Source organism: Micromonospora sp. WMMC273 (genome assembly GCF_027460285.1).
Lineage (GTDB): Bacteria > Actinomycetota > Actinomycetes > Mycobacteriales > Micromonosporaceae > Micromonospora > Micromonospora aurantiaca.
In genome coordinates this window covers 1,249,994-1,274,377 of the sequence record NZ_JAPZBE010000001.1, presented here as the reverse complement: position 1 = coordinate 1,274,377, position 24,384 = coordinate 1,249,994, and the positions used below count along the sequence as shown (strand labels likewise).

27 protein-coding genes are annotated in these 24,384 nt (G+C 73.6%); 11 read left to right on the top strand and 16 right to left on the bottom strand.

The genetic code is table 11. The annotated features are described in order from the left end of the window. Positions 1-47 precede the first annotated feature (47 nt). Positions 48-1,238 carry a hypothetical protein gene (locus tag O7611_RS06155; protein ID WP_194803008.1) on the top strand — a complete coding sequence of 397 codons (1,191 nt, stop codon included), beginning with the start codon at positions 48-50 and terminating at the stop codon, positions 1,236-1,238. Positions 1,239-1,332: 94 nt separating this feature from the next. On the opposite strand, the gene O7611_RS06150 is transcribed toward O7611_RS06155, so the two are convergent. From O7611_RS06150 to O7611_RS06130, 5 genes are all read right to left on the bottom strand, one after another. Next, positions 1,333-1,839, bottom strand: a complete 507-nt coding sequence (locus O7611_RS06150) for a GNAT family N-acetyltransferase (RefSeq protein ID WP_269696354.1) — start codon at positions 1,837-1,839, stop codon at positions 1,333-1,335. Between the two features lie 120 nt (positions 1,840-1,959). Continuing rightward, positions 1,960-3,903 (bottom strand): 1-deoxy-D-xylulose-5-phosphate synthase, encoded by a 1,944-nt coding sequence (gene dxs / locus O7611_RS06145; protein WP_194803007.1) that lies wholly within the window; start codon positions 3,901-3,903, stop codon positions 1,960-1,962. A 58-nt stretch (positions 3,904-3,961) separates the two neighbouring features. After that, positions 3,962-5,128: an anhydro-N-acetylmuramic acid kinase gene (locus O7611_RS06140; RefSeq protein ID WP_194803006.1), complete on the bottom strand. Its 1,167-nt coding sequence runs from the start codon at positions 5,126-5,128 to the stop codon at positions 3,962-3,964. A 9-nt stretch (positions 5,129-5,137) separates the two neighbouring features. Further along, positions 5,138-6,397, bottom strand: a complete 1,260-nt coding sequence (locus O7611_RS06135; RefSeq protein WP_269696353.1) for a class I SAM-dependent RNA methyltransferase — start codon at positions 6,395-6,397, stop codon at positions 5,138-5,140. Then, entirely contained in the window at positions 6,394-8,454 is a 2,061-nt protein-coding gene (locus O7611_RS06130; protein WP_269696352.1) for an APC family permease, read from the bottom strand. The genes O7611_RS06135 and O7611_RS06130 overlap by 4 nt, the downstream gene beginning before the upstream one ends. Positions 8,455-8,612: 158 nt before the next feature. Between O7611_RS06130 and O7611_RS06125 the strand changes: the two genes are divergently transcribed. Both O7611_RS06125 and O7611_RS06120 read left to right on the top strand, forming a co-directional pair. Next, complete coding sequence (locus O7611_RS06125; protein WP_194803004.1) at positions 8,613-9,278, top strand: potassium channel family protein; 666 nt, start codon at positions 8,613-8,615, stop codon at positions 9,276-9,278. A gap of 3 nt (positions 9,279-9,281) precedes the next feature. Next, positions 9,282-9,971 (top strand): potassium channel family protein, encoded by a 690-nt coding sequence (locus O7611_RS06120; protein ID WP_194803003.1) that lies wholly within the window; start codon positions 9,282-9,284, stop codon positions 9,969-9,971. Between the two features lie 7 nt (positions 9,972-9,978). Here the strand turns inward: O7611_RS06120 and O7611_RS06115 are convergent, their stop codons facing one another. From O7611_RS06115 to dut, 4 genes are all read right to left on the bottom strand, one after another. After that, positions 9,979-10,659, bottom strand: coding sequence for a DUF3159 domain-containing protein (locus tag O7611_RS06115; RefSeq protein WP_194803002.1), 681 nt, complete (start codon positions 10,657-10,659; stop codon positions 9,979-9,981). Then, positions 10,656-11,036, bottom strand: coding sequence for an OB-fold nucleic acid binding domain-containing protein (locus O7611_RS06110; RefSeq protein WP_013284795.1), 381 nt, complete (start codon positions 11,034-11,036; stop codon positions 10,656-10,658). Before O7611_RS06110 ends, O7611_RS06115 begins: the two co-directional genes overlap by 4 nt. A 172-nt stretch (positions 11,037-11,208) precedes the next feature. Then, positions 11,209-11,829, bottom strand: coding sequence for a DUF3710 domain-containing protein (locus O7611_RS06105; RefSeq protein WP_194803001.1), 621 nt, complete (start codon positions 11,827-11,829; stop codon positions 11,209-11,211). Positions 11,830-11,854: 25 nt separating this feature from the next. Further along, positions 11,855-12,352: a dUTP diphosphatase gene (gene dut, locus O7611_RS06100; RefSeq protein WP_181726802.1), complete on the bottom strand. Its 498-nt coding sequence runs from the start codon at positions 12,350-12,352 to the stop codon at positions 11,855-11,857. Between the two features lie 85 nt (positions 12,353-12,437). On the opposite strand from dut, the gene O7611_RS06095 reads away from it, so the two are divergent. Further along, the gene (locus tag O7611_RS06095) at positions 12,438-12,929 is read left to right on the top strand and encodes a DUF3093 domain-containing protein (RefSeq protein WP_194803000.1); all 492 of its coding nucleotides are present in this window, start codon (positions 12,438-12,440) and stop codon (positions 12,927-12,929) included. Between the two features lie 51 nt (positions 12,930-12,980). Here O7611_RS06095 and O7611_RS06090 read toward each other — a convergent pair whose 3' ends face one another. Together O7611_RS06090 and O7611_RS06085 are read right to left on the bottom strand one after the other, a co-directional pair. After that, complete coding sequence (locus O7611_RS06090) at positions 12,981-13,709, bottom strand: hypothetical protein (RefSeq protein WP_194803039.1); 729 nt, start codon at positions 13,707-13,709, stop codon at positions 12,981-12,983. Positions 13,710-13,925: 216 nt separating this feature from the next. Next, positions 13,926-14,222 carry a DUF4193 domain-containing protein gene (locus O7611_RS06085; RefSeq protein ID WP_013284790.1) on the bottom strand — a complete coding sequence of 99 codons (297 nt, stop codon included), beginning with the start codon at positions 14,220-14,222 and terminating at the stop codon, positions 13,926-13,928. A gap of 438 nt (positions 14,223-14,660) precedes the next feature. Between O7611_RS06085 and O7611_RS06080 the strand changes: the two genes are divergently transcribed. Continuing rightward, entirely contained in the window at positions 14,661-15,176 is a 516-nt protein-coding gene (locus tag O7611_RS06080; protein WP_194803038.1) for a LytR C-terminal domain-containing protein, read from the top strand. 71 nt (positions 15,177-15,247) lie between these two features. Here the strand turns inward: O7611_RS06080 and O7611_RS06075 are convergent, their stop codons facing one another. After that, on the bottom strand, positions 15,248-16,069 hold the full coding sequence (locus O7611_RS06075; RefSeq protein WP_194802999.1) for an inositol monophosphatase family protein: 822 nt from the start codon (positions 16,067-16,069) through the stop codon (positions 15,248-15,250). A gap of 286 nt (positions 16,070-16,355) precedes the next feature. On the opposite strand from O7611_RS06075, the gene O7611_RS06070 reads away from it, so the two are divergent. Both O7611_RS06070 and O7611_RS06065 read left to right on the top strand, forming a co-directional pair. Then, complete coding sequence (locus tag O7611_RS06070; protein WP_194802998.1) at positions 16,356-17,957, top strand: RNA polymerase sigma factor; 1,602 nt, start codon at positions 16,356-16,358, stop codon at positions 17,955-17,957. Positions 17,958-18,201: 244 nt separating this feature from the next. Next, positions 18,202-18,435 carry a DUF7455 domain-containing protein gene (locus tag O7611_RS06065; protein WP_013284786.1) on the top strand — a complete coding sequence of 78 codons (234 nt, stop codon included), beginning with the start codon at positions 18,202-18,204 and terminating at the stop codon, positions 18,433-18,435. A gap of 99 nt (positions 18,436-18,534) precedes the next feature. On the opposite strand, the gene O7611_RS06060 is transcribed toward O7611_RS06065, so the two are convergent. The 3 genes from O7611_RS06060 to O7611_RS06050 all read right to left on the bottom strand — a co-directional run bounded on the left by O7611_RS06060 (position 18,535) and on the right by O7611_RS06050 (position 21,357). Continuing rightward, a complete protein-coding gene (locus tag O7611_RS06060; protein ID WP_194803037.1) occupies positions 18,535-20,256 on the bottom strand; it encodes a DEAD/DEAH box helicase in 1,722 nt (573 codons plus the stop codon). Positions 20,257-20,447: 191 nt separating this feature from the next. Continuing rightward, a complete protein-coding gene (locus tag O7611_RS06055) occupies positions 20,448-21,098 on the bottom strand; it encodes a trimeric intracellular cation channel family protein (RefSeq protein ID WP_269696351.1) in 651 nt (216 codons plus the stop codon). Positions 21,099-21,138: 40 nt separating this feature from the next. Beyond that, entirely contained in the window at positions 21,139-21,357 is a 219-nt protein-coding gene (locus O7611_RS06050; protein ID WP_013284783.1) for a DUF3039 domain-containing protein, read from the bottom strand. An 88-nt stretch (positions 21,358-21,445) separates the two neighbouring features. On the opposite strand from O7611_RS06050, the gene O7611_RS06045 reads away from it, so the two are divergent. Beyond that, a complete protein-coding gene (locus O7611_RS06045; protein ID WP_194802996.1) occupies positions 21,446-22,372 on the top strand; it encodes a pseudouridine-5'-phosphate glycosidase in 927 nt (308 codons plus the stop codon). Then, positions 22,369-23,265, top strand: coding sequence for a carbohydrate kinase family protein (locus O7611_RS06040; protein ID WP_194802995.1), 897 nt, complete (start codon positions 22,369-22,371; stop codon positions 23,263-23,265). The genes O7611_RS06045 and O7611_RS06040 overlap by 4 nt, the downstream gene beginning before the upstream one ends. A gap of 39 nt (positions 23,266-23,304) precedes the next feature. On the opposite strand, the gene O7611_RS06035 is transcribed toward O7611_RS06040, so the two are convergent. Continuing rightward, positions 23,305-23,661: a DUF3099 domain-containing protein gene (locus O7611_RS06035; protein WP_194803036.1), complete on the bottom strand. Its 357-nt coding sequence runs from the start codon at positions 23,659-23,661 to the stop codon at positions 23,305-23,307. A gap of 106 nt (positions 23,662-23,767) precedes the next feature. Here O7611_RS06035 and O7611_RS06030 point away from each other — a divergent pair, with 106 nt between their 5' ends. Both O7611_RS06030 and O7611_RS06025 read left to right on the top strand, forming a co-directional pair. Continuing rightward, positions 23,768-24,079 (top strand): hypothetical protein, encoded by a 312-nt coding sequence (locus tag O7611_RS06030; protein ID WP_269696350.1) that lies wholly within the window; start codon positions 23,768-23,770, stop codon positions 24,077-24,079. Beyond that, positions 24,069-24,380: a hypothetical protein gene (locus tag O7611_RS06025; protein ID WP_013284778.1), complete on the top strand. Its 312-nt coding sequence runs from the start codon at positions 24,069-24,071 to the stop codon at positions 24,378-24,380. Before O7611_RS06030 ends, O7611_RS06025 begins: the two co-directional genes overlap by 11 nt. The last annotated feature ends 4 nt before the right edge of the window (positions 24,381-24,384 follow it).

Sequence of the window (24,384 nt, the reverse complement as noted above, 5' to 3'; positions counted from 1 at the left end):
TCTCGTACCATGTGGGCTTCCGACCGACGACCGGCGAGGGGATCAGGGTGCTTTCAGCCCGCCGAGGCGCTACGACGGGCATCGCACTGGCAGCTCTGCTGCTGGTCACGGCCGGTTGCGGACCGGTCGCCGAGCGGCGGCCGGCGGACCTGCGGGTCGGCTACGACAGTCTGGACGGCACCCTCGCGGTGTGGCCGCCGCGCGGCAGCCTGGCCCGCGACGCCGCGGCCACCGCCGCGATCACCACAGCGGTACGCGACTGGCGCTCCCCGGTGGACGACCGGGTGCACGTGCCCACGTCCGGCATCCTCTTCTCCGGTCAGGTCGCCGGGTCGGCGCTCGCGCTGGTCGCCGCCGACGTGCCCGGTGACGCCGCCTCGTGGCTGCTGCAACTCGACCGGGACGGGCAGCGCTGGCGGGTCGTCCACGCCACCGAGTACACCGACCCCGGCTACCTGGTCTACTCCGACGTGCTGCCGGTGCGGGAGCCGTCCGGCCGCCGCTACCTCACCTCGGCCCGCGTCGAACGCCTGACCGGCCCCGACGGCAAGGTGCTCGGCGGCACCGACGGCGTCAGCGACCCGGTCGCCGTACCGGCCTGCCGGGCCGTCGAACTGACCGCGACGCTGCGGGCCACGCCGTCGCTGCCGCGCGGCCGGGCCGCGGACCGCGTCCTCGACCTGGGTACGGCCACCGAAGCGCCCCGCTACCCCCTGGTACGCGACGAGACGGGTGCCGGGAAGCGCGCGCTGACCGGGCTGGACACCTGTGTGCTCGCCGGTGAGCGGGGCCCGTTCGGCAGTGTGCCGCGCCGCATCGGCGACCGGGAGGCGCCCCGCTCCGCGCCGGAGTCCTGGCCGATGGCGAAGATCGCGACGCGTTCGCTCGGTTCGGTGGCCCTCGGTGACGGGGAGCCGGGCGAGTTGGAGCAGCTCAGCTGGGAGACGCCGGGCGCGACCATGACGGCGGTGGTCTACCGGCCCGCCGACGGCGGCACCCCGGTGGTCTCCCCCGCCGACCGGTCCACCACGCTTCAGGCGTACCACCTGCCGATGCCGGGCCGGCCGCTGGCGGTGCTGTCCTGGCGTACCCGGGACGCCTCGTTCTCCGCCCCGCCCGGCACGACGCGTCTGGTGGACCGTCCCGGCCTGGTGGTGGTGGAGCACACCGACCAGAGGCAGACGTTCAGCCTGGCCGGCACCGAGAAGACCTGGTACCGCTCCCTCCCCACCCCCTGACCGGCCCCCGTGGTCGGCCCACCCCGTCGATCATGAAGTTGACCGCGACAAACCGGACACGAACCACCGCCAACCTCATGATCACCCCACCGGGTCAACGGGGGCTGAGCTGCATGCCCAGGTAGGGGGTCTCGGCTGGGCCGGGGCGGGAGGTGCCGTCGGGGCGCCAGCCGTGGCGGGTGTAGAACGCGCGAGCCCGGGTGTTGCGCTCCCACACCTCCAGCACGCCCAGCACCAGCCCCTCGTCCGCCAGGTGACGCACGAACAGCGCGTGCAGCGCACTGCCCACGCCTCGGCTCCAGCGCTGCGGGTCGACGTGGATCTGGTAGAGCTGCGCCGTCGTCCGCGGATCCAGGTCGGACGAGTGCGGCGGCCCCACGGCCAGCACACCGGCCAGGGCGCCGTCCACGATGGCGACTCGCACCCGCTTGTGCGCCGAGCTGATCGCCGCCGCCCAGCCCTCCCGCTGCTCCCGGGCCAGCTCCGGAGTGAGGATCTCCCCGACCGGCAGCCCACCGGCCCCGTAGTAGGCCACCCGCGCCCGGCTGTGCAGCCCGACGATCCCCGAGAGATCCCCCAACCCAGCCTCGCGAATCTCCACAACACCCTCCCTCGACCCCAGACACCCCGCGATCTTGCGGTTGCGGCCCTCCTTTATCGGGCGAAACCGACATCAGGAGGGCCGCAAGTGCAAGATCGACGAGTCAGGCGGGGCGGTGGCTCAGCTCTGGGCCCGGGCTCCGTTCGTGGCCGGGTCCACCGGGGCGGCGTCCAGGCCGGAGATCCAGCCGGTGACGTCGCGCGCCACGTCCTGCGCGGTCAGCCGCAGATCGGCCAGGATCTGCGCGCGGGTGCCGTGCGGGTGCCAGTCGGCCGGTACGCCCATGTCCTTGACCGGTACGCGGACGTCGGCGTCGCGCATCGCCTGGGCGAGCGCGGAACCGACGCCACCGATGCGTACGCCGTCCTCCACGGTGACCACGAGCCGGTGCGCGGACGCCAGCTCGACCAGTTCGGCCGGCACCGGGCGCACCCAGCGCGGGTCGACCACAGTCACGCCGTAGCCCTGCTCGGCGACCCGGGCGGCGACCTCGACGCCGAGGCCGGCGAACGAGCCGACCGCTACCAGCAGTACGTCGGTACGCGCCGACTCGGCCAGCACGTCGACCGGGCCGACCCGGCGTACCGCCGGCAGGTCGGCGGCGACGGTGCCGGTCGGGAAGCGCAGGATGGTCGGGCCGTCGTCCACGGCGACCGCCTCGCGCAGCTCCTCGCGCAGCGTGGCCGAGTCGCGGGGCGCGGCGATCCGCAGGCCGGGCACCACACCGAAGACCGACATGTCCCAGATGCCGTAGTGGCTGGGCCCGTCCGGGCCGGTGATGCCGGCCCGGTCCAGCACGAACGTGACGGGCAGCTTGTGCATGGCCACGTCCAGCAGGACCTGGTCGAACGCGCGGTTGAGGAACGTGGCGTAGACCGCCACGACCGGGTGCAGCCCGCCCATCGCCAGGCCGGCGGCGGAGGTGGCGGCGTGCTGCTCGGCGATGCCCACGTCGTACACCCGCTCCGGGTACTTGCGGGCGAGCGTGGCGATGCCGGTGGGCTCGGCCATGGCGGCGGTGATGCCGACCACGTCGGGGCGCTCGTCGGCGATCGCGACCAGCTCGTCGGCGAAGACGTTCGTCCACTTCACCGACGGCACGGCGAGCAGCTTGCCGGTCTCGGCGTCGAACGCGCCGGGGCCGTGCAGGCAGTCGGCCTCGTCGTCCTCGGCGGGGCGGTAGCCGTAGCCCTTGCGGGTGACCGCGTGCACGATCACCGGGCCGCCGAAGTTCTTCGCGGCGCGCAGTGCCGCCTCGACCGCCGGCACGTCGTGGCCGTCGACCGGGCCGACGTACTTGATGCCGAGGTCCTCGAACATGGCCTGCGGGGCGACCGCGTCCTTGATGCCCTTCTTGACCGCATGCAGCACCTCGTACATCGGCTTGCCGACGAACGGCGTGTTGCCCAGCGCGTCCTTGACCGTGTCGAGCACCTTCTCGTAGCCGGGGTTGAGCCGCAGCGACGACAGATGGTCGGCGAGGCCGCCGATGGTCGGCGAGTAGGACCGGCCGTTGTCGTTGACGACGATCACCAGCGGGTTGCCGGCGGTCGCGATGTTGTTCAACGCCTCCCAGCACATGCCGCCGGTGAGCGCGCCGTCGCCGACCACGGCGACCACCGAGCGCTTCTCGCCGCGCAGCGCGTACGCCTTCGCGAGGCCGTCGGCGTACGACAGGGCGGTCGAGGCGTGCGAGTTCTCGATCAGGTCGTGCTCGCTCTCCGCCTGGCTGGGGTAGCCGGAGAGGCCACCACGCTGGCGGAGCTTGTCGAAGCCCTCCTGCCGGCCGGTGAGGATCTTGTGCACGTACGCCTGGTGGCCGGTGTCGAAGAGGAGCCGGTCACGCGGGGAGTCGAAGACCCGGTGCATCGCCAGGGTCAGCTCGACCACACCGAGGTTGGGGCCGACGTGGCCGCCGGTGCGGGAGACCTTGGCGATCAGGAAGTCACGGATCTCGGCGGCGAGGATGTCCAGCTGCTCGGCGGTCATCCGCTTCACGTCCTGCGGGCCGCGGACGGTGCCCAGCAGCCGACCGTGGTTGGCCGTGCCCTCTTCAACACTCATGACCGGAGAGTCTATCGGCCGCGGAACAGTCCGCAGCCCGGCCGTGCATCGACCCAGGTCAGGCGTCGACCACCAGCCGCCGGGGCGCGGGTGGGCGGGGCGCTGTGACGGACGGGCCCGCCGGGGTCCAGGAGCCGAGCACGGCGGCCCGGGACGCCCCGGTCACCGAGGGCACCGCGCCCGGCAGCCCGTGCCAGGACAGCCAGCCCAGCAGCGCGAACGCGTACGCCTCCTTGGCCTGGGCCGGTACGCCCAGCTCGTCGGTGGTGCGCAGCCGCCAGCGTCCCGCACCCAGGGCAGCCAGCCGTGCCCGGAGTGTGGGATTGCGCACTCCCCCGCCGGCGGCCACCACCTCGGTGACCCGGTGCCGGTCGCAGGCGTCGGCCACCGTGCGGGCGGTCAGCTCGGTGAGCGTGGCCAGCACGTCGTCGGCGGCCACCGGCTCGCCCAGCCCGGTCAGCGCGGCGTCCAGGTAGCCACCGTGGAACAGCTCCTTACCGGTCGACTTGGGCGGCGGCGCGGCGTAGTACGGCTCGGCGAGCAGCCGGGCCAGCAGCGCCTCGTGCACCCGCCCGGCAGCGGCGCGGGCGCCGTCGGCGTCGCACGGCCGGTCCAGGAAACGCCGGGCGGCGGCGTCCAGCAGCGCGTTGGCCGGGCCCACGTCGTACCCGAGGACGGGGGCGCCGGGCGCGACCACCGTCAGGTTCGCGATCCCGCCGAGGTTCAACGCGGCGCGGGGTGCAGCACCAGCGGCCGGGTCGAGCAGCAGCGCGTCGAACGCCGGGACCAGCGGCGCGCCCTGGCCGCCGGCGGCGACGTCCGCCGAGCGCAGGTCGTGCAGCACCGGTACGCCCACCCGGGCGGCCACCCGGGCCGGCGCGCCGAGCTGGAGCGTGCCGCGCACCCGGCCGTCCTCGACCCAGTGGAAGACCGTCTGCCCGGGCGACACGACCGCGTCGGCGGTGCCCCCGGCCAGCTCGACGCCGGCCGCGGCCGCCTCGGCGAACACCTCGCCGAGCCGGTTGTCCAGCCGGCAGACCGCCTCGATCGTGGTGGCCGCCGGGGGCAGCAGCGCGGCGATCTCGGCCCGCAGGTCGTCCGGGTACGCCAGCTCGCGGTGCCCGAGCGGGCGCAGCCGCAGCGTGTCGCCGTCGGCGGTGAACTCGGCGGCCACCACGTCCACCCCGTCGTAGGAGGTGCCCGACATCAGCCCGACGATCTTCATCGGGTCAGGCTAGCCAGGCAGGAACAGGCCCACCAGCTCCACGTGCTGGGTCATCGGGAACAGGTCGAAGCCGCGCAGCGCGGCCAGCCGCCAGCCCTCCTGGGCGAACGTGCGCACGTCCCGGGCGAACGCGGCCGGGTCGCAGGCCACGTAGGCGACAGCGCGCGGCCCGGCGCCCGCCACCGCACGGACCACCGGCGCGCCCGCGCCGGAGCGCGGCGGGTCGAGCACCACGAGGTCGACCGGTCCGGTGATCCGGCGCCGGGACAGCGCCGCCTCCACCCGCGCGGCGACCACCTCGACGGCGCGCAGGTCGGCCAGGTTCTGCCGGGCCGCGGCCACCCCGTCCGGCGCCGACTCGACGAGCGTCACCCGGGCCCCGTCGACCCGTTCGGCGAGCGCGGCGGCGAACAGGCCGGCCCCGCCGTACAGGTCCCAGGCCGTCTCACCGGGCCGCGGGTCGAGCAGGTCGAGGACCGCGCCGGTCAGCGCGTCCGCCGCGGCCGGGTGCACCTGCCAGAACCCGGAGGCGGGCAGCGTGAAGGACCGCCCGGCCGCCGTCTCCCGGACCCGCTCCGGCCCGCTCACCGCCGTCGGAACCCCATCGGTGTACGCGACCACGGCGACGTCCCCGCCGGTGCTGGCGACCGTCTCCACCGCGTCGGCGTCGGGCCAGCGGGCACCGGTGGGCGGTAGCACCGGCAGGTCCTGGATCGCCGGGTGCGCGATCAGGCACCTGTCGATCGGCACCACCTCGTGCGAGCGGTGCTTGAGCAGCCCGGCCCGGCCGGCCGCGTCGACCGCGTAGCGGACCCGGGAGCGCCAGCCCAGCGGCCCGCCGGGCAGCGCCTCGACGTGGACGCCGAGCGCGTCGATCTGCTCCGCGGTGAGTCCCCCCAGCCGGGTGAGCTGCTCACGCACCACTGCGAGCTTCCAGTCGAGCTGGGCGGCCGGGGCGACGTGCTGGAGGTCGCAGCCGCCGCACCGGCCCGGCCGGGCGTACGGGCACGGCGGGGTGACCCGGTCCGGTGCGGCGTCCAGGATCTCCACCGCGTCGGCGCGGGCGAAGCCCCGGTGCAGCTCGGTCACCTCGGCGACCACCCGCTCGCCGGGCAGCGCGTGCCGGACGAAGACCACCTGCCCGCCGACGCGGGCCACGCAGTGCCCGCCCGGCGCGACCGCGTCGACTGTCAGCTCGACCCGCTCGGCCTCCTCCAGCCCGGGCCGCTGCGCCGTCGGCACAGGAACGGGACGCTCGTCGGCGCTCACAATCGCTCCTCCCGTTCGGCGGAGGGCGCGGACGGCGTGGACGCCACCGGCGGCGGCAGCGTGCTCTGCGGTGCCACCCGGGGGCCGCGCGCCGGTCCCCGGCTCAACGTGGCGTCCAGCCGGTCCAGGTTCTTGCTGGCGGTGGACGCGAGCTGCCACGGCACGCTGGTCACCATCACGCCCGGCTCGAACAGCAGCCGCCCCTTGAGCCGCAGCGCGCTCTGGTTGTGCAGAAGGTTCTCCCACCAGCGGCCCACCACGTACTCGGGGATGAAGACGGTGACCACGTCGCGCGGCGACTCCCGGCGCACCGACGCGACGAAGTTGAGGATCGGGCGGGTGATCTCCCGGTACGGGGAGTCGATCACGGTGAGCGGCACCGGCAGCTCGCGGCGCTCCCAGTCGGCCTGGAGATCGCGGGTGTCCTGCTCGTCCACGTTCACGGTGACGGCGGTGAGCGTGTCCGGCCGGGTGGCCCGGGCGTACGCGACGGCCCGCAGCGTCGGCTTGTGCAGCTTGCTGACCAGCACGATGGCGTGGTTGCGGGCCGGCAGGACGCCGCGCTGCTCGGTCGGTTCCAGTTCCTCGGCGATCCGGTCGTAGTGCCGGCGGATGCCGAGCATCACCACGTACATCACGGCCATCGCGACGATCGCGATCCACGCCCCGAGCAGGAACTTCGTGGCCAGCACGATGATCAGCACGACGCCGGTCATGACCATGCCGAACGTGTTGATCGCCCGGGAGCGGATCATCCGCCGGCGCGCCTCCGGGTCGCGCTCGCGGCGCAGGTGCCGGTTCCAGTGCCGGATCATGCCGGCCTGGGAGAGCGTGAACGAGACGAACACCCCGACGATGTAGAGCTGGATGAGCTTCGTCACCTCGGCCTGGAAACCGACGATCAGCACGATCGCGAAGACGGCCAGGAAGAGGATGCCGTTGGAGAACGCCAGCCGGTCGCCGCGGGTGTGCAGCTGGCGGGGCAGGTAGCGGTCCTGCGCGAGGATCGAGCCGAGCACCGGGAAGCCGTTGAAGGCGGTGTTGGCGGCCAGGAACAGGATCAGCGCGGTCATCCCGGCGACCACGTAGAGCAGCACCGAGCCGCCGCCGAACACGGTCTCGCCGAGCTGGGTGGTGACCGTCTTCTGCACGTACCCGTCCGGGCCGGAGACGATCTGCCTGCCCGGGTCCTCGACGAACTGCAGGCCGGTGAGGCGGGCCAGCCAGATGATGCCGACCAGCATCGCCACCGCGATGCCGCCGAGCAGCAGCAGCGTGGTCGCCGCGTTCTTCGACTTCGGGCTCTTGAACGCCGGTACGCCGTTGGAGATCGCCTCCACGCCGGTGAGCGCGGCGCAGCCGGAGGAGAACGTGCGCAGCAGCAGGAACACCAGCGCGAACCCGGTGACGCTGTGCTCGGCCTGGATCTCCAGGCCGGCGCTCGGCGCGCGCAGGTCGTCGCCGAGCACGAAGATGCGGACCAGCCCGGTCAGCAGCATGCCGCCGATCACGATCACGAAGCCGTACGTGGGGATGGCGAAGGCGGTGCCGGACTCGCGCAGGCCGCGCAGGTTGATCGCGGTGAGCAGCACCACCGCGCTGACCGCGATGAGCACCTTGTGGGTCGCCACGAACGGCACCACCGAGCCGAGGTTCGCCACGCCGGAGGAGACCGAGACGGCGACGGTGAGCACGTAGTCGACGAGCAGCGCGCTCGCCACCGCCAGGCCGGCCTTGGGACCGAGGTTGACCGTCGCCACCTCGTAGTCGCCGCCGCCGGAGGGGTAGGCGTGCACGTTCTGCCGGTAGCTCGCCACCACGGTCAGCATGACCACGACGACCGCGAGCGCCACCCACGGCGAGAAGAAGAACGCCGAGGCACCGGCGATGGACAGCGTCAGGAGGATCTCGTCCGGGGCGTACGCCACGCTGGAGAGCGCATCCGAGGCGAAGACCGGCAGCGCGATGCGCTTCGGCAGCAGGGTGTGCTGGAGGCGGTCGGACCGGAACGGTCGACCGAGGAGGAGTCGCTTCAGCAGCGAGGTGGGTCGGGCCACAACCGCCAAGCGTACGACCACCGGGTCCGGGGCGCGGGGGTGGTCGATCTCCCCCGCGTGCGGCCGCGCGGTACGGTTCGGTCCCCCGTCCCGTGGGAGGACGTGGCAGGCTCGCAGGCGACGGGTCGGCGGGCGGCGCCGTGGGAGGAGCGGACACCGTGCATGTGGTGATCATGGGCTGCGGCCGGGTCGGGTCGACCCTGGCCCACAGCCTGGAGTCGCGTGGGCACTCGGTGGCGGTGATCGACCAGGACGCGGACGCGTTCCGCCGTCTCGGGCCGGACTTCGCCGGCATCACGGTCACCGGTGCGGGCTTCGACGGCGAGGTGCTGCGCCAGGCCGGCATCGAGCGGGCCGACGCGTTCGCGGCGGTGTCCAGCGGCGACAACTCCAACATCATCTCGGCCCGGCTGGCGCGGGAGACGTTCGGCGTGTCCCGGGTCGCCGCCCGCATCTACGACCAGCGCCGCGCCCAGGTCTACGAGCGGCTCGGCATCCCGACCGTGGCGACCGTCCGGTGGACCGCCGACCGGATGCTGCGCCACCTGGTCCCCGAGGGCAACGTGGAGATCTTCCGCGACCCGACGAGCACCGTCTCGATCATCGAGGTTCCGGTGCACAAGGACTGGATCGGCCGGCCGCTGCGGCAGCTGGAGCAGGCCGTCGGCGCCCGGGTGGCCTACCTGAACCGGTTCGGGATCGGCACCCTGCCCACCACCTCCACGGTGATCCAGGAGGGCGACCAGGTCTACATGCTGGTGACCGACGACATCAACGGCCCGGTCACGTCGGTGGCGGCGGCGCCGCCGGAAGGGGGGCACTGAGCCATGCGGATCGCCATCGCCGGCGCCGGCAACGTGGGCCGCTCGATCGCCCAGGAGCTGATCGACAACGGCCACCAGGTGATGCTGATCGAGCGGCAGCCGAAGATGCTGCGGCCCGACCGGGTGCCGGCCGCCGACTGGGTGCTCGCCGACGCGTGCGAGCTGGCCAGCCTGGAGGAGGCCGACGTGGCCGGGTGCGACGTGGTGGTGGCCGCCACCGGCGACGACAAGGTCAACCTGGTGGTGTCGCTGCTGGCCAAGACCGAGTTCGCGGTGCCCCGCGTGGTCGCCCGGGTCAACCGGGCGGAGAACGAGTGGCTGTTCACCGAGCAGTGGGGCGTGGACGTCGCGGTGAGCAAGCCGCGGGTGATGGCGGCGCTGGTCGAGGAGGCGGTCACCGTCGGCGACCTGGTCCGGCTGATGACGTTCCGCCAGGGCGAGGCGAACCTGGTCGAGATCACGTTGCCGCCGACAGCGCCCTACGTGGGGCAGCCGATCCACGCGGTGCCGATCCCCCGGGACGCGGCGCTGGTGGCGATCGTGCGCGGCAAGCGGGTGCTGGTGCCCACCCCGGACGACCCGATCGAGGCCGGCGACGAGCTGGTGTTCGTCTGCACCACCGCGGTGGAGGACGACGTGCGGACGGTCATCCTCGGCCCGGCCAGCGCGGACCGGCACCGCGACCGCGCCTGAGGCGGCCTCAGGAGCCGGGTAGCGGGGTGGGCGCGGTCTCCCGGGTGACCCGGCGCACCACCCACACCGTGATCAGCAGCAGCAGCGCGTACGGCGGGTAGCCCAGGGCGAGCCGGGCCACGCCGAGCGCGGTGTCCTGGTGGGCCAGGTAGAGCCCGGCCTGTACGCCGACCTTGGCCAGCCACACCACGCCCCAGAGCACGGTGAGCTGGGTGAAGGTGCGGACCAGCTTGGGGTCGTCGCGCCACTCGGAGCGGCCCTTGGCCACCAGCACCGACCAGATCCAGCCGACCAACGGCTGCCGGATCGCGGCCGACAGCAGCAGCGCCAGGCCGTACCCGATGCCGTAGAGGATGCCCGGCAGGTAGAAGTCGCGCTCGTCGCCGGTGCGCAGCGCCAGCAACGCGCCGATGCCGACGCCGAACAGCCCGTTGACGGCGTGCCGCACCGGCTTGCGCTGGGCCAGCCGCAGCCCGGCGATCAGCAGCGCCACCGCCACCGAGGCGTACACCGCGGGGCGCAGCTCGCCGATCACGTTGGCGATCACGAAGACCACCACCGGGATGCTCGACTCGACCAGCCCGCGCCATCCGCCGAGCTGGTCGGCCATCTGCTCGGCGAGGCTGGGCAGCCGCTCCTCGTCCTGCGGGCCGAGGCCCGACGGGGTGTGCTGCTGTCCGGTCGTCACTTCGGCGACTCCAGCTCGTAGTACGGGTTGTAGATCACCTTGCGGTCGTCACGCACCGCCACCCGGCCGCGCGCGGTCAGGTGCCGGCCCGGCTCGATCCCGGCGATGTGCCGGCGGCCCAGCCAGACCAGCGTCACCACGTCGTTGCCGTCGTAGAGGTCGGCCTCCAGCGTGGGCAGGTTCGTGCGGGGCGTGTAGACGACGGTACGCAGCCTTCCGGCCACCGACACCACCTGACCCCTGTTGCACTGGTGGGCGGGCGTGCCGCCGGACTCGGCGCTCTCCCGGCGCAGCTCCTGCGCCTCGATCTCGGCCTCGCTCGCGGTGAGCCGGTGCAGGAGCCGCCGCAGCGACCCCCGGCTCTCGTCGGTCGTCATGACCTCCGCGTCACCCTCTCCACAGCGGGGCCCCGCGGGCGGCGGAACCGTCCCGCCAGCGTACGCCGGTGTGGCCCGCCGGCGGGAGCGGCGTGTCGCGCGTACCGCCGCCGGCGAACCGGACACGGCGCGGGCCCGGCGCCGATCGGCGCCGGGCCCGGGCACGTGTGGCTCAGACCTCCTGCTGGTCGGCGGCCTGCTGCTCGGCGACCTCGCGGGGCAGCCGCAGCGGCAGCGGCTCGCGCACCGGCTTGGCCTCCTGCCCGCGGTCGACGACCAGGCCGTCCAGGCAGGCCGCGAGCGGGCCGGCCGCGGCCGGGTCGGTGGCGGCCGCGCCCTGGAAGACGCCACGCACCATCCAGCGCGGGCCGTCGATGCCGACGAACCGCAGGTCGGTCGGCCCGTCCGGGGTACCCACGCGGGCGCGCAGCTCGGGCCCGTGCTCGCCCTCGACCTCCCGGGCGGTCGCGCCGTCGTTCACGAGCGACTGGCGGATCTCCTCGCGCACCTCGTCCCAGATGCCCTCGGACCGGGGCGCGGCGAAGACGCCGAGCTGGAGCGCGTTCTGCCCGTGCACGAGCACGACCTGCTGGATCACGCCCTGCGGGTCGGCCTGGACCCGCACCTCGACGTCCGGCACCGCCGGGATCTGCAGGCTGCCCAGGTCGAGGCGAGGCGCGTCCGGCGCCTCGCTGACGTCGTACGGGCCGCGGTCCGGCGCCGACGGGGTCTCCTCGGCGTCGAGGACCCCATTGTCACGCGCCTCGTCGGCCCGCTTCCGGGAGAAGATCACTGCGCCCACCCTCCGCTGTTCACACTCACCCTGCCACCTCTTCGCTCTGCCCGCCGGACGGCGCCGGGACCAACCCGGCGTGCCCGCCGGTGGATCCGTGCCCGCCCGTGCCACGCCGGGACCCGGGCAGCTCGGCCACCGGCCGGAACTCGGCCCGGGCGACCCGCTGGACCACGAGCTGCGCGATGCGGTCACCCCGGCTGATCCTGGCCGGTGTGTCCCGGTCGTGGTTGATCAGGTTGACCAGGATCTCACCCCGGTAGCCGGCGTCGACCGTACCGGGCGCGTTGAGCACCGTCACGCCGAGTCTGGCCGCGAGTCCGGATCGGGGGTGCACCAGCCCGACGTAGCCGTCCGGCAGCGCCACCGCCACGCCGGTGGGGACCAGGGCCCGGCCGCCGGGGGGCAGCTCGACGTCTGCGGCGGCCACCAGGTCCGCCCCGGCGTCGCCGGGATGGGCGTACGCCGGCAGTGGCAGCTCCGGGTCGAGCAGCCGCACGGGCACGGGTACGACATCTGTCACGGTCATCCTCTTCCGTCCGGTCCTGCGGGGTGCCCCTGCCATCCTGCCGGTTGCCGGGCCGCCTGCGCGCCGTACCCTCGTCTGTGTGCGTCAGTCGTCATCTCCGGCCGCCCCGACGGCCACCGCCGCGCCGTACGCGGAGCGCCTCGGGCTGCCCTGGTGGGCCTGGCCGGCCGGGCTGGCCGCGGCCGTCCTGCTCGCGGTCGAGCTGTGGATGGGCGCGACCGGGGTACGCGCCTGGCTGCCGTTCGTCCTGCTGATCCCCGCCGCCGTGGCCGGCCTGTGGTGGCTGGGCCGGATCCGGGTCGAGGTGCGTGACGGCGAGCTGCGGGTGGACGACGCCCACCTGCCGGTGCGGTACGTCGCGGATGTGGTGCCGCTGGACGCGGCCGGCCGGCGCGAGGTGCTCGGTGTCGGCTCCGACCCGCTGGCCTTCGTGGTGCAGCGGCCGTGGATCGGCGGTGCGGTGCAGGTGGTGCTGGACGACCCGGCCGACCCGACTCCGTTCTGGGTGGTCAGCACCCGGCATCCGGTCCAGCTGGCGACCGCCCTGCTGGCCGCCCGCGACGCGGCCTGACGGTCCTTCGCGGCCCGGCCCGGCGCTGCCGCCGAGGCTCGGCGCCGCCGGTCAGGACGGCTTGTCCGGCAGGGCCCGCGCGGTCCGCCGCAGGTCCTTGCGCAGCTGCTCGCCGAGCGCGCGGGTGGCCCGGCGGTTGAGGTAGCCGGCCACGGCGGCGCCGGTCAGGAACGGCCCGAGCGTGGTGAGGTTGCGCCCGAAACGGCGCATCAGGCTGTCGCGTAGTTCGCGGCGGGCGGCGGTGCCGAGCACCGCGCTGACCCCGACACCGGGCATCATCGGGTTGATCCCCCGCTGGGTGGCCCAGGACTGCACGAGCGCCACGGCACGGCCGGTGCCGCCGGCCGGCAGCGCCACCCGGTGGACCTCGTGCAGCTCGCCGATCAGCTTCAGCTCGATCGCCACCACTGCCACCGTCTCGGCGGCCAGCAGCACGGGTGCGGAGAGCAGGGTGGGCGTCACCGCCCACTCGACGGCGGCGACCCCGCCGCCCGCGGCGCCGACCCCGGCGGTGGCGCGGGACGCGTTGCGGACCAGCCGGTCGGCGAGCGCCTCGTCGTCCAGGCCGGGGAAGTGCCGCCGCAGCGTGGCGAGGTCACGGATCGGCACGTGCGGTGCGACCTCGGCGACCGTGTCGGTCATCCAGCGCACCGCGGCACGGGGCTTGAACAGGTCGCTGATCCCGCGGGCGCGTGCCTGTCCGACCAGCCGGGTGAGCAGCTGCCGCCGGCGGGCGGGCGCGATGTCGTCGGCGGTCAGGGCGGCGACGGTGGCGCCCAGCTCCTCGGTGTCCGGGCTGTCCGGGCCGGGTACCTCCGGGCCGGGCGTGTCCGGGCCGACTTGTTCGCTGCGCTCGCTCACCCGTCCGCCCTCCTGCTCCGCGCGGCGTGGCAGCCGCCCGTACGAGTCAAGCAGCTCCCGGCCACGCGCGCACGGCGGCGGCTCGAACAGCGGCGGCCCCGTCGAGGAGGCCGCCGCTGGTGTCCCCGGTCGGGATCAGACGCACTCGCGGCAGATCAGGTCGCCGTTGCGCTCGACCGCCAGCTGGCTGCGGTGGTGGACCAGGAAGCAGCGGGCGCACCGGAACTCGTCCTGCTGCATCGGGAGGACCTTGACCGTGAGCTCCTCGTCGGCCAGATCGGCGCCGGGCAGCTCGAAGCTCTCGGCCACCTCGGCCTCGTCGACGTCCACGGCGCCCGACTGTGAGTCGACCCGCCGGGCCTTGAGCTCTTCCAGGCTGTCCTCGCCGAGGTCGACCTCGTCGCGACGCGGGGCGTCGTAGTCGGTGGCCATCGGTTTCACTCTCCAATATCGATATTGTCGCTGCCGGTTGTAACGCCGGACGACGCCGTTTCGGTTCCCCTGACCGGCCACCATCTCTGTCGGGCACCCGACCCGACGAGCGGTGGGCCGGGCCCGCCGGTGCGAAATGCCCCCGGTGAGCGCGGAACCTTACCCCCCCTGTGGGCGAGGCATGTATACCGCCCTCGCGGGAGAGATGTACGCCTCTGCGCCCGAAGTTGTTCCCAATGTGACTCAGGCGACACGAAGATAGGGGTAGTCCTACCGGTTCACCGCCCGGCGCGCCGGTATGTCGGACTGTTTCCACGCCTGAGCCGGACAAGCGTTAACCTCAGCGGCGTACTGACGGCCGACCGGTCGCGGCCCGGCCGCGTCGCCCGCCACCACCCAATCACTGTCCGGGGAGCGCCCAGGATGAGTTTTGCGCGAGTGCGAGCACTCGTTGTCGTCGGACTGCTGGCGGCTGTCGCCCTGGTCGTCGTGGTCGTCGCCGTGCTGAAGGACAGCCAGGGCACAGCCGGTACGGCGGCCGCCTGCCCGGACGGCTGGCCGCTGGTCGACCTGCGGCTGCGGGAGCAGAAGGACGTCAAGATCAACGTCTACAACGCCACCGACGAGGCCGGCCGGGCCGGCAGCGTCGCGGACGACTTCCGCAACCGCAAGTTCCAGGTCAAGAAGGTCGGCAACGAGAAGAAGGCGTTCGACGGCGTGGCCCAGTTGCGGTTCGGGCCCAAGGCCGTCGGCTCGGCGCACCTGCTGCGCGCGTACTTCCTGAACGAGGCCAACCAGGACTTCGACGCGAACCGCAAGGACGACGTGGTCGACGTGGTCCTGGGCAACCAGTTCCAGCAGCTCGCCACCACCACCGAGGTCAACCAGTCGCTCGGCGACCTGGGCGCGCCGCAGGCGCCGCCCGAGACCTGCCCGATGCCGATCGAGAAGTAGCCGACGGCGGCCCGGCGACGCGGGGCGGTCTCCCTGCGGGGGAGGCCGCCCCGTCGCGTGCCTGGTGCCGGTCACGGCCCGCCGGAGGCGTCCAGGTCGGCCAGCCGGTCGTGCAGCGGCCCGTGCAGCGCCGGCGGTGCCGCGAGCACCATGTCCGGTCCGGCCGGGCGGCCGGACAGGCCGGTCACCAGCAGCCCGGCCTCCCGGGCGACCAGCCCGCCGGCGGCCAGGTCCCAGTCGGCCAGCCCCTTCTCGTAGTACGCGTCCACCCGCCCCTCGGCGGCCAGGCAGAGATCGAGCGCGGCGGCGCCCATCCGGCGGATGTCCCGGATGTGCGGGATCAGCTCGGTCACCACCCGCGCCTGGTGCGCCCGGCGGCCGGCGTCGTAGCCGAACCCGGTGGCGACGAGCGCCTGCCCGAGATCGGTCGCGGTGGAACCCTGCAGCCGCTGACCGTCGCGCCACGCGCCGCCGCCGAGCGTCGCGGTCCACTCCTCGCCGGTGACGACGTTGCGAACCACCCCGGCGACCACCTCACCGGCCACCTCGGCGGCCAGCGAGACGGCGCAGTAGGGCAGCCCGTACAGGTAGTTCACGGTTCCGTCGATCGGGTCGAGGATCCAGCGCACGCCGTCGTCGCCGGCCGGGCCGGTCTCCCCCGCGCCGTACTCCTCGCCCAGCACCGCGTCGCCGGGCCGCCGCTGCCGCAGCGCGGCGACCACCTGCCGCTCCACCGCCCGGTCGGCGGCGGTGACCACGTCGGTCACCGTGCTCTTGGTCGCGGCCACCGAGACACCCTCGACCCGCATCCGGTACGCGGTGGCGGCGGCCTCCCGGGCCACGTCGACAGCGATCGTGAGCAACTCCCGCGCCGTGGGCGTCGAGGTGATCATGTTTCTCCCCTTCCCGCACGATCGGGACCGGCCGTCTCGCGCGCGGGTATCATCCTTACAAAGTCCACATCTGCGCCGAATCTGCGGTCCCGGACCGCGGGTCCGCCGTGCGGCGCGGGATGATCGCGGCAGACGGCGTTACAATTCACCCTGCCCACGCGCCACGGACCGCCAGCGACCGGACGGGCCGGGACACGGGGGTCCTCAACGACTCGCCCGGCGCGGCCGTCCCATGCTGCGCCGGACGACCCGGCCGTGCTCGCTCTTTCGCCTCCGGAAGGTCTTCGTGACAGATCCCCGCCAGACCGGCGCCGACGTTCGCTCGCTCACCGACACCCTGATCGCCCACGCGCAGAGCGCCGGCGGCCAGCTCACGTCGGCCCAGCTCGCGCGCACCGTCGAGTCCGCTGAGGTGACCCCGGCCCAGGCCAAGAAGATCCTCCGCGCACTCTCCGAGGCGGGCGTGACGGTGGTGGTGGACGGCTCGGCGAGCACCCGCCGCCGCGTCGCCGCCGCCCGGTCCGCCACCCCGGCCTCCCGCGCGACCACCGCCAAGACCACCAAGAAGGCCGCCGCGCCCGCCCCGAAGCAGGCTCCGGCCGCCGAGGAGTCGCCCGCACCGGCCCCCCGGAAGGCGACCGCGCGCAAGGCCACCACCGCCGACGTGGCGAAGGCCGCGGCCCCGGCGAAGGCCACCAAGGCGACCCGCGCCACCAAGGCCACGGTGGCGGCGAAGACCGCCGCGGCCAAGCCGGCCAAGGCCGGTGGCAAGGCCGAGGGCCCCGACGGTGAGATCGACCCGGAGGAACTGGCTGCCGCGATCGAGGACGTGGTGGTCGAGGAGCCGGCCGAGCTGACCCAGGCCGCCGAGGCCGACGCGGCCAGCTCCGCCACCGACAACGACTTCGAGTGGGACGACGAGGAGTCCGAGGCGCTCAAGCAGGCGCGCCGGGACGCCGAGCTGACCGCCTCCGCCGACTCCGTGCGGGCGTACCTGAAGCAGATCGGCAAGGTGCCGCTGCTCAACGCCGAGCAGGAGGTCGAGCTGGCCAAGCGGATCGAGGCCGGCCTCTACGCCGCCGAGCGGCTGCGCGCCGCCGACGAGGGCGAGGAGAAGCTGGTCCGCGATCTCCAGCGCGACCTGATGTGGATCTCCCGGGACGGCGAGCGCGCCAAGAACCACCTGCTGGAGGCCAACCTCCGCCTGGTGGTCTCCCTGGCCAAGCGCTACACCGGTCGCGGCATGGCCTTCCTCGACCTCATCCAGGAGGGCAACCTCGGCCTCATCCGCGCCGTCGAGAAGTTCGACTACACCAAGGGCTACAAGTTCTCCACCTACGCCACCTGGTGGATCCGCCAGGCCATCACCCGCGCCATGGCCGACCAGGCCCGCACCATCCGCATCCCGGTGCACATGGTCGAGGTGATCAACAAGCTCGGCCGCATCCAGCGTGAGCTGCTCCAGGACCTGGGCCGCGAGCCCACCCCGGAGGAGCTGGCCAAGGAGATGGACATCACACCGGAGAAGGTGCTGGAGATCCAGCAGTACGCCCGGGAGCCCATCTCGCTCGACCAGACCATCGGCGACGAGGGTGACAGCCAGCTCGGCGACTTCATCGAGGACTCCGAGGCGGTCGTCGCCGTCGACGCGGTGTCGTTCTCGCTGCTGCAGGACCAGCTCCAGCAGGTCCTGCAGACGCTGTCCGAGCGTGAGGCGGGCGTGGTGCGCCTGCGTTTCGGCCTCACCGACGGCCAGCCGCGCACTCTGGACGAGATCGGCCAGGTGTACGGCGTGACCCGGGAACGCATCCGGCAGATCGAATCCAAGACCATGTCCAAGTTGCGGCACCCCTCGCGTTCCCAGGTGCTCCGCGACTACCTGGACTGACCGCGCACGTCAACAAATCGTGCCGGTTTGATCACCAGCCGTAGAACACTCTTTGGTGATCGTTCGGTTGCCTGTTTGTGATCGTTGACGTGGCACCCTTGGTGCACGGCACACTGTCCTCCACGCCAGGTGTGACCTCGGTCCCCCGCGGGCACACAGGGAAGGCAGGGCCCGAGATGGGTGTTGCACGATAGGTGAGCAACCGAAGAGAGTGTTCATCGGTGACGACCAGAGGAGGAAGGCGATGACCCCGACCCTCACGCCGCCGCCCGAGACGGTGAGCCCCCCGGCCGCCGATGAACGGTGCGACCGCTGCAATGCTGCCGGCAAGCTCCGCATCACTCTGGCGGGTGGGAGCGAGCTGGTGTTCTGTGGGCACCACGCGAACAAGTACGCGGAGGATCTCGTCAAGATCACCGTGCGCTACGCGTCGGACCCGGAGTTCAGCTGGCGAGGCGCCGATCTGATGGCGAACTGAGGTCCGACAACAAGTCCACAACCCGACATGACCGGCCGGAGGCACCCGCAAGGGGAGCCTCCGGCCGGTTTTTCGTGCCCGGTCGTCCCGGCCGACCCGTCAGAGGGTCTGCACGGTGGCGATGCGCTCCTCGAGCTGCTCGATCGTGGCCTGCGCGCTGGGCGGGCCGCCGCAGATCCGGCGCAGCTCGGCGTGGATCTTGCCGTGCGGCTGGCCGGTGTGGTGGTGCCGCGCGGCCACCAGGGCGTTCAGTTGCCGCCGTAACGCCACCCGGCGCTGGGCGGCACTCATCGGTGGGGGCGCCGCCGCCGGGACCGCAGCGGCCGGCTCAGCGGTCCGCTGGGCGGCCCGGCGCTTCTGCGCGGCGAGTTGCTCGGCCTGCCGCTTGGTCAGCAGCAGCGAGACCTGGTCGGCGGTGAGCAGACCGGGCAGACCGAGGTATTCCTCCTCCTCGGGCGTGCCGGCCTGGGCGGCGGTGCCGAACGAGGCGCCGTCGAAGATCACCTGGTCCAGCTCGGCGGTCGCGGAGAGCGCCGCGAAACGCTTCTCCAGCTCCCCGCTGGCGCCGTCGTCGCGCTGGGCGCGCTCCAGCAGGTCGTCGTCGAAACCCTCGCGGTCCTTCGGCTTGCCGAGCACGTGGTCCCGCTCGGCCTCCATCTCGCTGGCGAGCCCGAGCAGGTGCGGCACGCTGGGCAGGAAGACCGACGCGGTCTCGCCGGAACGGCGGGCCCGGACGAACCGGCCGATCGCCTGCGCGAAGTACAGCGGGGTGCTGGCACTCGTCGCGTACACGCCGACGGCGAGCCGGGGGATGTCGACGCCCTCGGAGACCATCCGCACCGCGACCAGCCACCGCTGCCGGGAGGCGGCGAACGTCGCGATCCGCGCGGACGCGCCCTGGTCGTCCGAGAGCACCACGGCGGCCTTCTCACCGGTCACCTGCTCCAGCAGCTTCGCGTACGAGCGGGCCACCTGCTGGTCGCTGGCGATGACCAGGCCGCCCGCATCAGGCATGCCGTTGGCGCGCAGCACGCTCAGCCGGGCGTCGGCGGCGCGCAGCACCTGCGGCATCCAGTCGCCGGCCGGGTCCAGCGCGGTACGCCACGCCTGGGCGATCAGGTCCTGCGTCATCGGCTCGCCGAGGCGGGCGGCCAGTTCCTCACCGGCGTTCGTGCGCCAGCGGGTCTCCCCCGAGTACGCCAGGAACAGCACCGGCCGGACCACACCCTCGCGCAGCGCGTCGGAGTAGCCGTAGACCGAGTCGGCACGGGAGCGCAGCAGCCCGTCGCCGCCGCGCTCGTAGCTGACGAACGGGATCGGGTTGTCGTCGGAGCGGAACGGCGTACCGGTGAGCATCAGCCGGCGTACCGCGGGCTCGAACGCCGCCTTCACACCGTCGCCCCAGGTACGCGAGTCGCCGGCGTGGTGGATCTCGTCCAGGATGACGAGCGTGCGGCGGGTCATGGTGCGCCGGCGGTGCACCTGCGGCGCCATGCCCACCTGGGCGTAGGTGACCACCGCGCCGTGGAAGTCGGCGGCGGAGTGCAGGTCGGCGTTGCGGAACGCGGCGTCGAGCTGGATGCCGACGCGGGCCGCGGCCTGCGCCCACTGGGTCTTCAGGTGCTCGGTCGGCGCGACCACGGTGACCGCCTCGACGGTGCCGTCGGCGAGCAGCTCGGCGGCGATGCGCAGCGCGAACGTGGTCTTACCGGCGCCGGGCGTGGCGACCGCGGTGAAGTCCTCGGTCCGGCGGCGCAGGTATTCCACGAGCGCCTTGCGTTGCCACGCGCGCAGGGGCGGGAACGTGTCGAGCGCCGGCATCCGCGGTGGCACGCGTAGCTCCTCTCCGCCGCGGACGGCGGCGGGCCCGACCGGGGCCACGGGAGCCGCCGCCCATGAAAACGCCCTCGCGCATCCGGTGCCGCGAAGGCCGGTTCAGCATAACCAGCGCGGGCCGTACGCCCCACTCGACGCCACGCCTGTCACATCCGCCCACCCCGGCGGGAGGCGGGTCAGGGCAGTGGTCCCCGGGTGCCGGTGCGCGGCGGCCGCATCGTCGCCACCGGGGCGGACCAGCGGCGGCGCAGCGCGATCAGGCGCAGCCCGAACACGAACAGCGCGGCGCCGGTGAGCGGCACGGCGGTGGCCTGTCCGCACGCCGACAGCAGCGCCACCGCGATCGAACCGGCGAGCGCGGCCAGGGCGTAGATCTCGCGGCGCAGCACCACCGGGATCTCGCCGGTGAGCAGGTCGCGGCCGAGCCCGCCGCCGATCGCGGTGAGCATGCCGATCATGCAGGCGCCCACGGCCGGCACGGCGGCGTCGAGGGCCTTGAGCGTGCCGGTGACGGTGAACAGGCCGAGGCCCGCCGCGTCCAGCACCAGCACCGTGGTGCGCAGCCGGGCGAGCTGGGGGTGCAGCCAGAACACGGCGGTGGCGGTGACCGCCGCGGTGGCGGCGTAGCGCCAGTCGGCGAACGCCAGCGGGGGGACCTCGTCGATGACCAGGTCGCGAAAGATGCCGCCGCCGAGCGCGGCGACCACGCCGACGAATACCACCCCGAACAGGTCGAGCCGTTTCGCCACCGCCGCGGAGGCGCCGGAGGCGGCGAAGACCGCCACGCCGGTCAGGTCGGCGAGGAGCAGGGCGGTGGAGGTGGTCACCGCCGCAGGTTACGTCCAGGGGCGGCGGAGCCGCCCGGGATCACTCGGCGTACGAGTCGTAGATCTCCTTGCACTTCGGGCACACGGGCGAGCCCGGCTTGGCCGCCTTGGTGACCGGGAACGTCTCGCCGCAGAGCGCGACCACGTAGGTGCCCATGACGGCACTCTCGGCGATCTTCTCCTTGCGGACGTAGTGGAACATCTCCGGACCAGTGTCCGCGTCCTTCAGCTCGGGACGCTCGAGAACCTCTGTGCTCACGACTCCACCTCCGGCGTTCCAGTTTTGCAGGTCGGTCCGCCCCGGTCCACCTGGGCCCCGGCCGGAAGCGGCCCGTACGGTAACCGACGTGACCAACTTTCACATCAGTCTCGGTAGTGAGGTGGCCGACGCCCTGCGGGACGGCCGCCCGGTCGTGGCGTTGGAGAGCACGATCGTCTCGCACGGGCTGCCCCGCCCGGACAACCTGCGGGTGGCGCGCGAGATCGAGCAGGCGGTACGGGACGCGGGGGCGGTGCCGGCCACCATCGGCATGGTCGCCGGCGAGCTGCGGGTGGGGCTGGACGACGCCCAGCTCACCCGGCTCGCCACCGTCGACGGCGTGAACAAGCTCTCGGTCCGTGATCTGGCCCCGGCGGCGGCGACCGGCGCCGACGGCGCCACCACGGTGGCGGCCACGAGCGCTGTCGCGGCGGCGGCCGGGATCGGCGTGTTCGCCACCGGTGGGCTCGGCGGCGTGCACCGGGAGGCGGCGCAGACCTTCGACGAGTCGGCCGACCTGGTCACGCTGGCCCGGACGCCGATCGCCGTGGTCTGCGCCGGGGTGAAGTCGATCCTCGACGTGGGCGCCACGCTGGAGCGGCTGGAGACGCTCGGGGTGGGCGTGGTCGGCTACCGCACCCGCCGCTTCCCCGGCTTCTACCTCACCGACGCGGGCTTCGACCTGGACTGGTCGGTCGAGTCGCCGGAGCAGGTGGCGGACGTGCTGGCCGCCCGCGCGGCGCACGGCGTGCACCACGGCGGCCTGGTGGTGGCCAACCCGTTGCCCGCCGACGAGCAGCTCGACCCGGCGCTGCACGACCGCACGCTCGCCGAGGGACTGGCCGCGCTGGCCCGCGAGGGGATCACCGGCAAGGCGGTCACCCCGTTCCTGCTGTCGCACTTCCACTCCGCGACAGAGGGCGCGAGCCTGGCGGTGAACGTCCGGATCATCCTGCGCAACGCCGACCTCGCGGCCCGGATCGCGGTCGCCGCGGCGACCCGCCGCGTCCCATGAGCGCCACGCCGCGGATAGTCGTCGTCGGCGACGTGATCACCGACGTGCTCGCGGTGCTGTCCGGGCCGCTCGCCACCGGCTCGGACACCCCGGCCGGGATCCGGTTCAGCGGCGGCGGGCAGGCGGCGAACACCGCGGCCTGGCTCGCCGGGCAGGGCGCCGCGGTGACGCTTGTCGCCGCCGTCGGCGACGACGAGACCGGCCGGGAGCGGGTGGCCGAGCTGACCCGCATCGGTGTCGACTGCGCGGTCGAGCGGCACGAGGGCTACCCGACCGGCACCGTCATCGTGCTCGCCCACGACGGGGAGCGCACGATGATCAGCCAGCGGGGCGCGAACCTGCGGCTGACCGCCGCGCACGTGGACGCGGCGCTGGCCGCCGCGCCCGACGCCGGGCATCTGCACCTGTCCGCGTACGCCCTGTTGGACGTCGGGTCGCGCGGCGCCGGCCTACGCGCGCTGGCCACCGCCCGCGAGCGCGGGCTGACCGTCAGCGTCGACGCGGCGTCCGCGGCGCCGCTGCGGCGCGTCGGCGGGGCGTTCCTGACCTGGGTACGCGACGTCGACCTGCTGCTGGTCAACACGGACGAGGCGACGGTGCTGGCCGGCGGGCTGGACCCGGCGGCGCAGGCGCGGGCGCTGACCGCTGTGGCGCACCGGGTGGTGGTCAAGCGCGGCGCGGCGGGCGCGGTGTGGGTGGAGCGCGGCGGCGTGGTGGAGTTCGCGCCGGCGCCAGGCGTGGACGTGGTGGACGTGACCGGGGCCGGGGACGCGTTCGCGGCCGGGCTGCTCACCGCGTGGCTGGCCGGGGCCGACCCGCGGGCCGCACTGGCCCGCGCCGGTGACCTGGGCGCGCTGGCCGTGACGACGGTGGGCGCCCGCCCGGCTCCCTGACGGCGGTGGCCGGTCCGGGCGGTGCTCCGCCCGGGCCGGTCAGGGCTCGGCGTCGATGATCTTGTGCGGGTTCTCCTCGGCGGTCAGAGCAGTGGGCGCGGGCTCCTCGCGGCGCCGCTTTTGGAACCGGTTCGCCAGCCGGTGCTCCTCCTTGGGCGGCCGGTCGTTGGCGAGCAGCACGGCGAGCCAGGGCACGAGCACCATGCCGAGCGCGCACAGCGGCAGCCAGAGCCAGAGCAGCGGGGCCTTCGCGCCGACCAGGATCGCGCCCGCCACCAGACACGCGACCCGGATGGCCATCATCAGCACGTATCGCTTCTGCCGGCTGTTGAGCTGGTCGTCCTGGCTGCGCGGGGCGTCGGTGATCAGTATCGGCTGGTACGCCTGACGCTTCACCACGGACCTCCTACGAGGGGATAGGGCCCATCCTGTCACTCCGGACGGATGATCGGCGAAATTCGTGACAGCCGGACGCGTGTTACGTGCGTGGTACGCTTCGCCCGTGGCCAACCGGTTCAGCTTCACCGACGAGGCGCTGGCTAACCTGCGGGTCTACGACGTCACGCCCGGGGAAGTCTGGGAGGCCCTGCACAGCAACCGCCGGGTCATCCGGCACCTCGGTGACGACGTGATGGTGGTCTACGCCACCGACCACCGGGGCCGGCGGCTCGCCGTGCTGCTGGCCGAGGCCGACAGCACCGACAACGACTGGGACATCCTCTCCGCCCGCGAGCTGAGCGACGTCGAGGCCAAGCGCTACGACGAGGTGGTGCGGAGATCACGCCGACGAGGAGGCGGTCACGATGCACCGTGACGAGGCGACCAAGCGGTTCCACGCCGGAGGCGACGCGTTCGCCGACCTGATCGACGACACGTCACCGGCGCAGCTGCCCACCCCGGACACCGACGTGCCGATGGTCAGCCGGTCGGTCCGGCTCCCGCTGGAGACGTACGAGCGGGTCCGTGCCGCCGCCGACGCGCGCGGCATCGGCGTGACCACGCTGATGCGGCAGTGGATCGAGGCCGGCCTGGCCGACCTGGACGACTCGGCCACCGTCTCGCTGGCCGACGTACGCCGCGCGCTGGCGTCGCTGTCCCGCCCGACCGCCGCCTGACGGC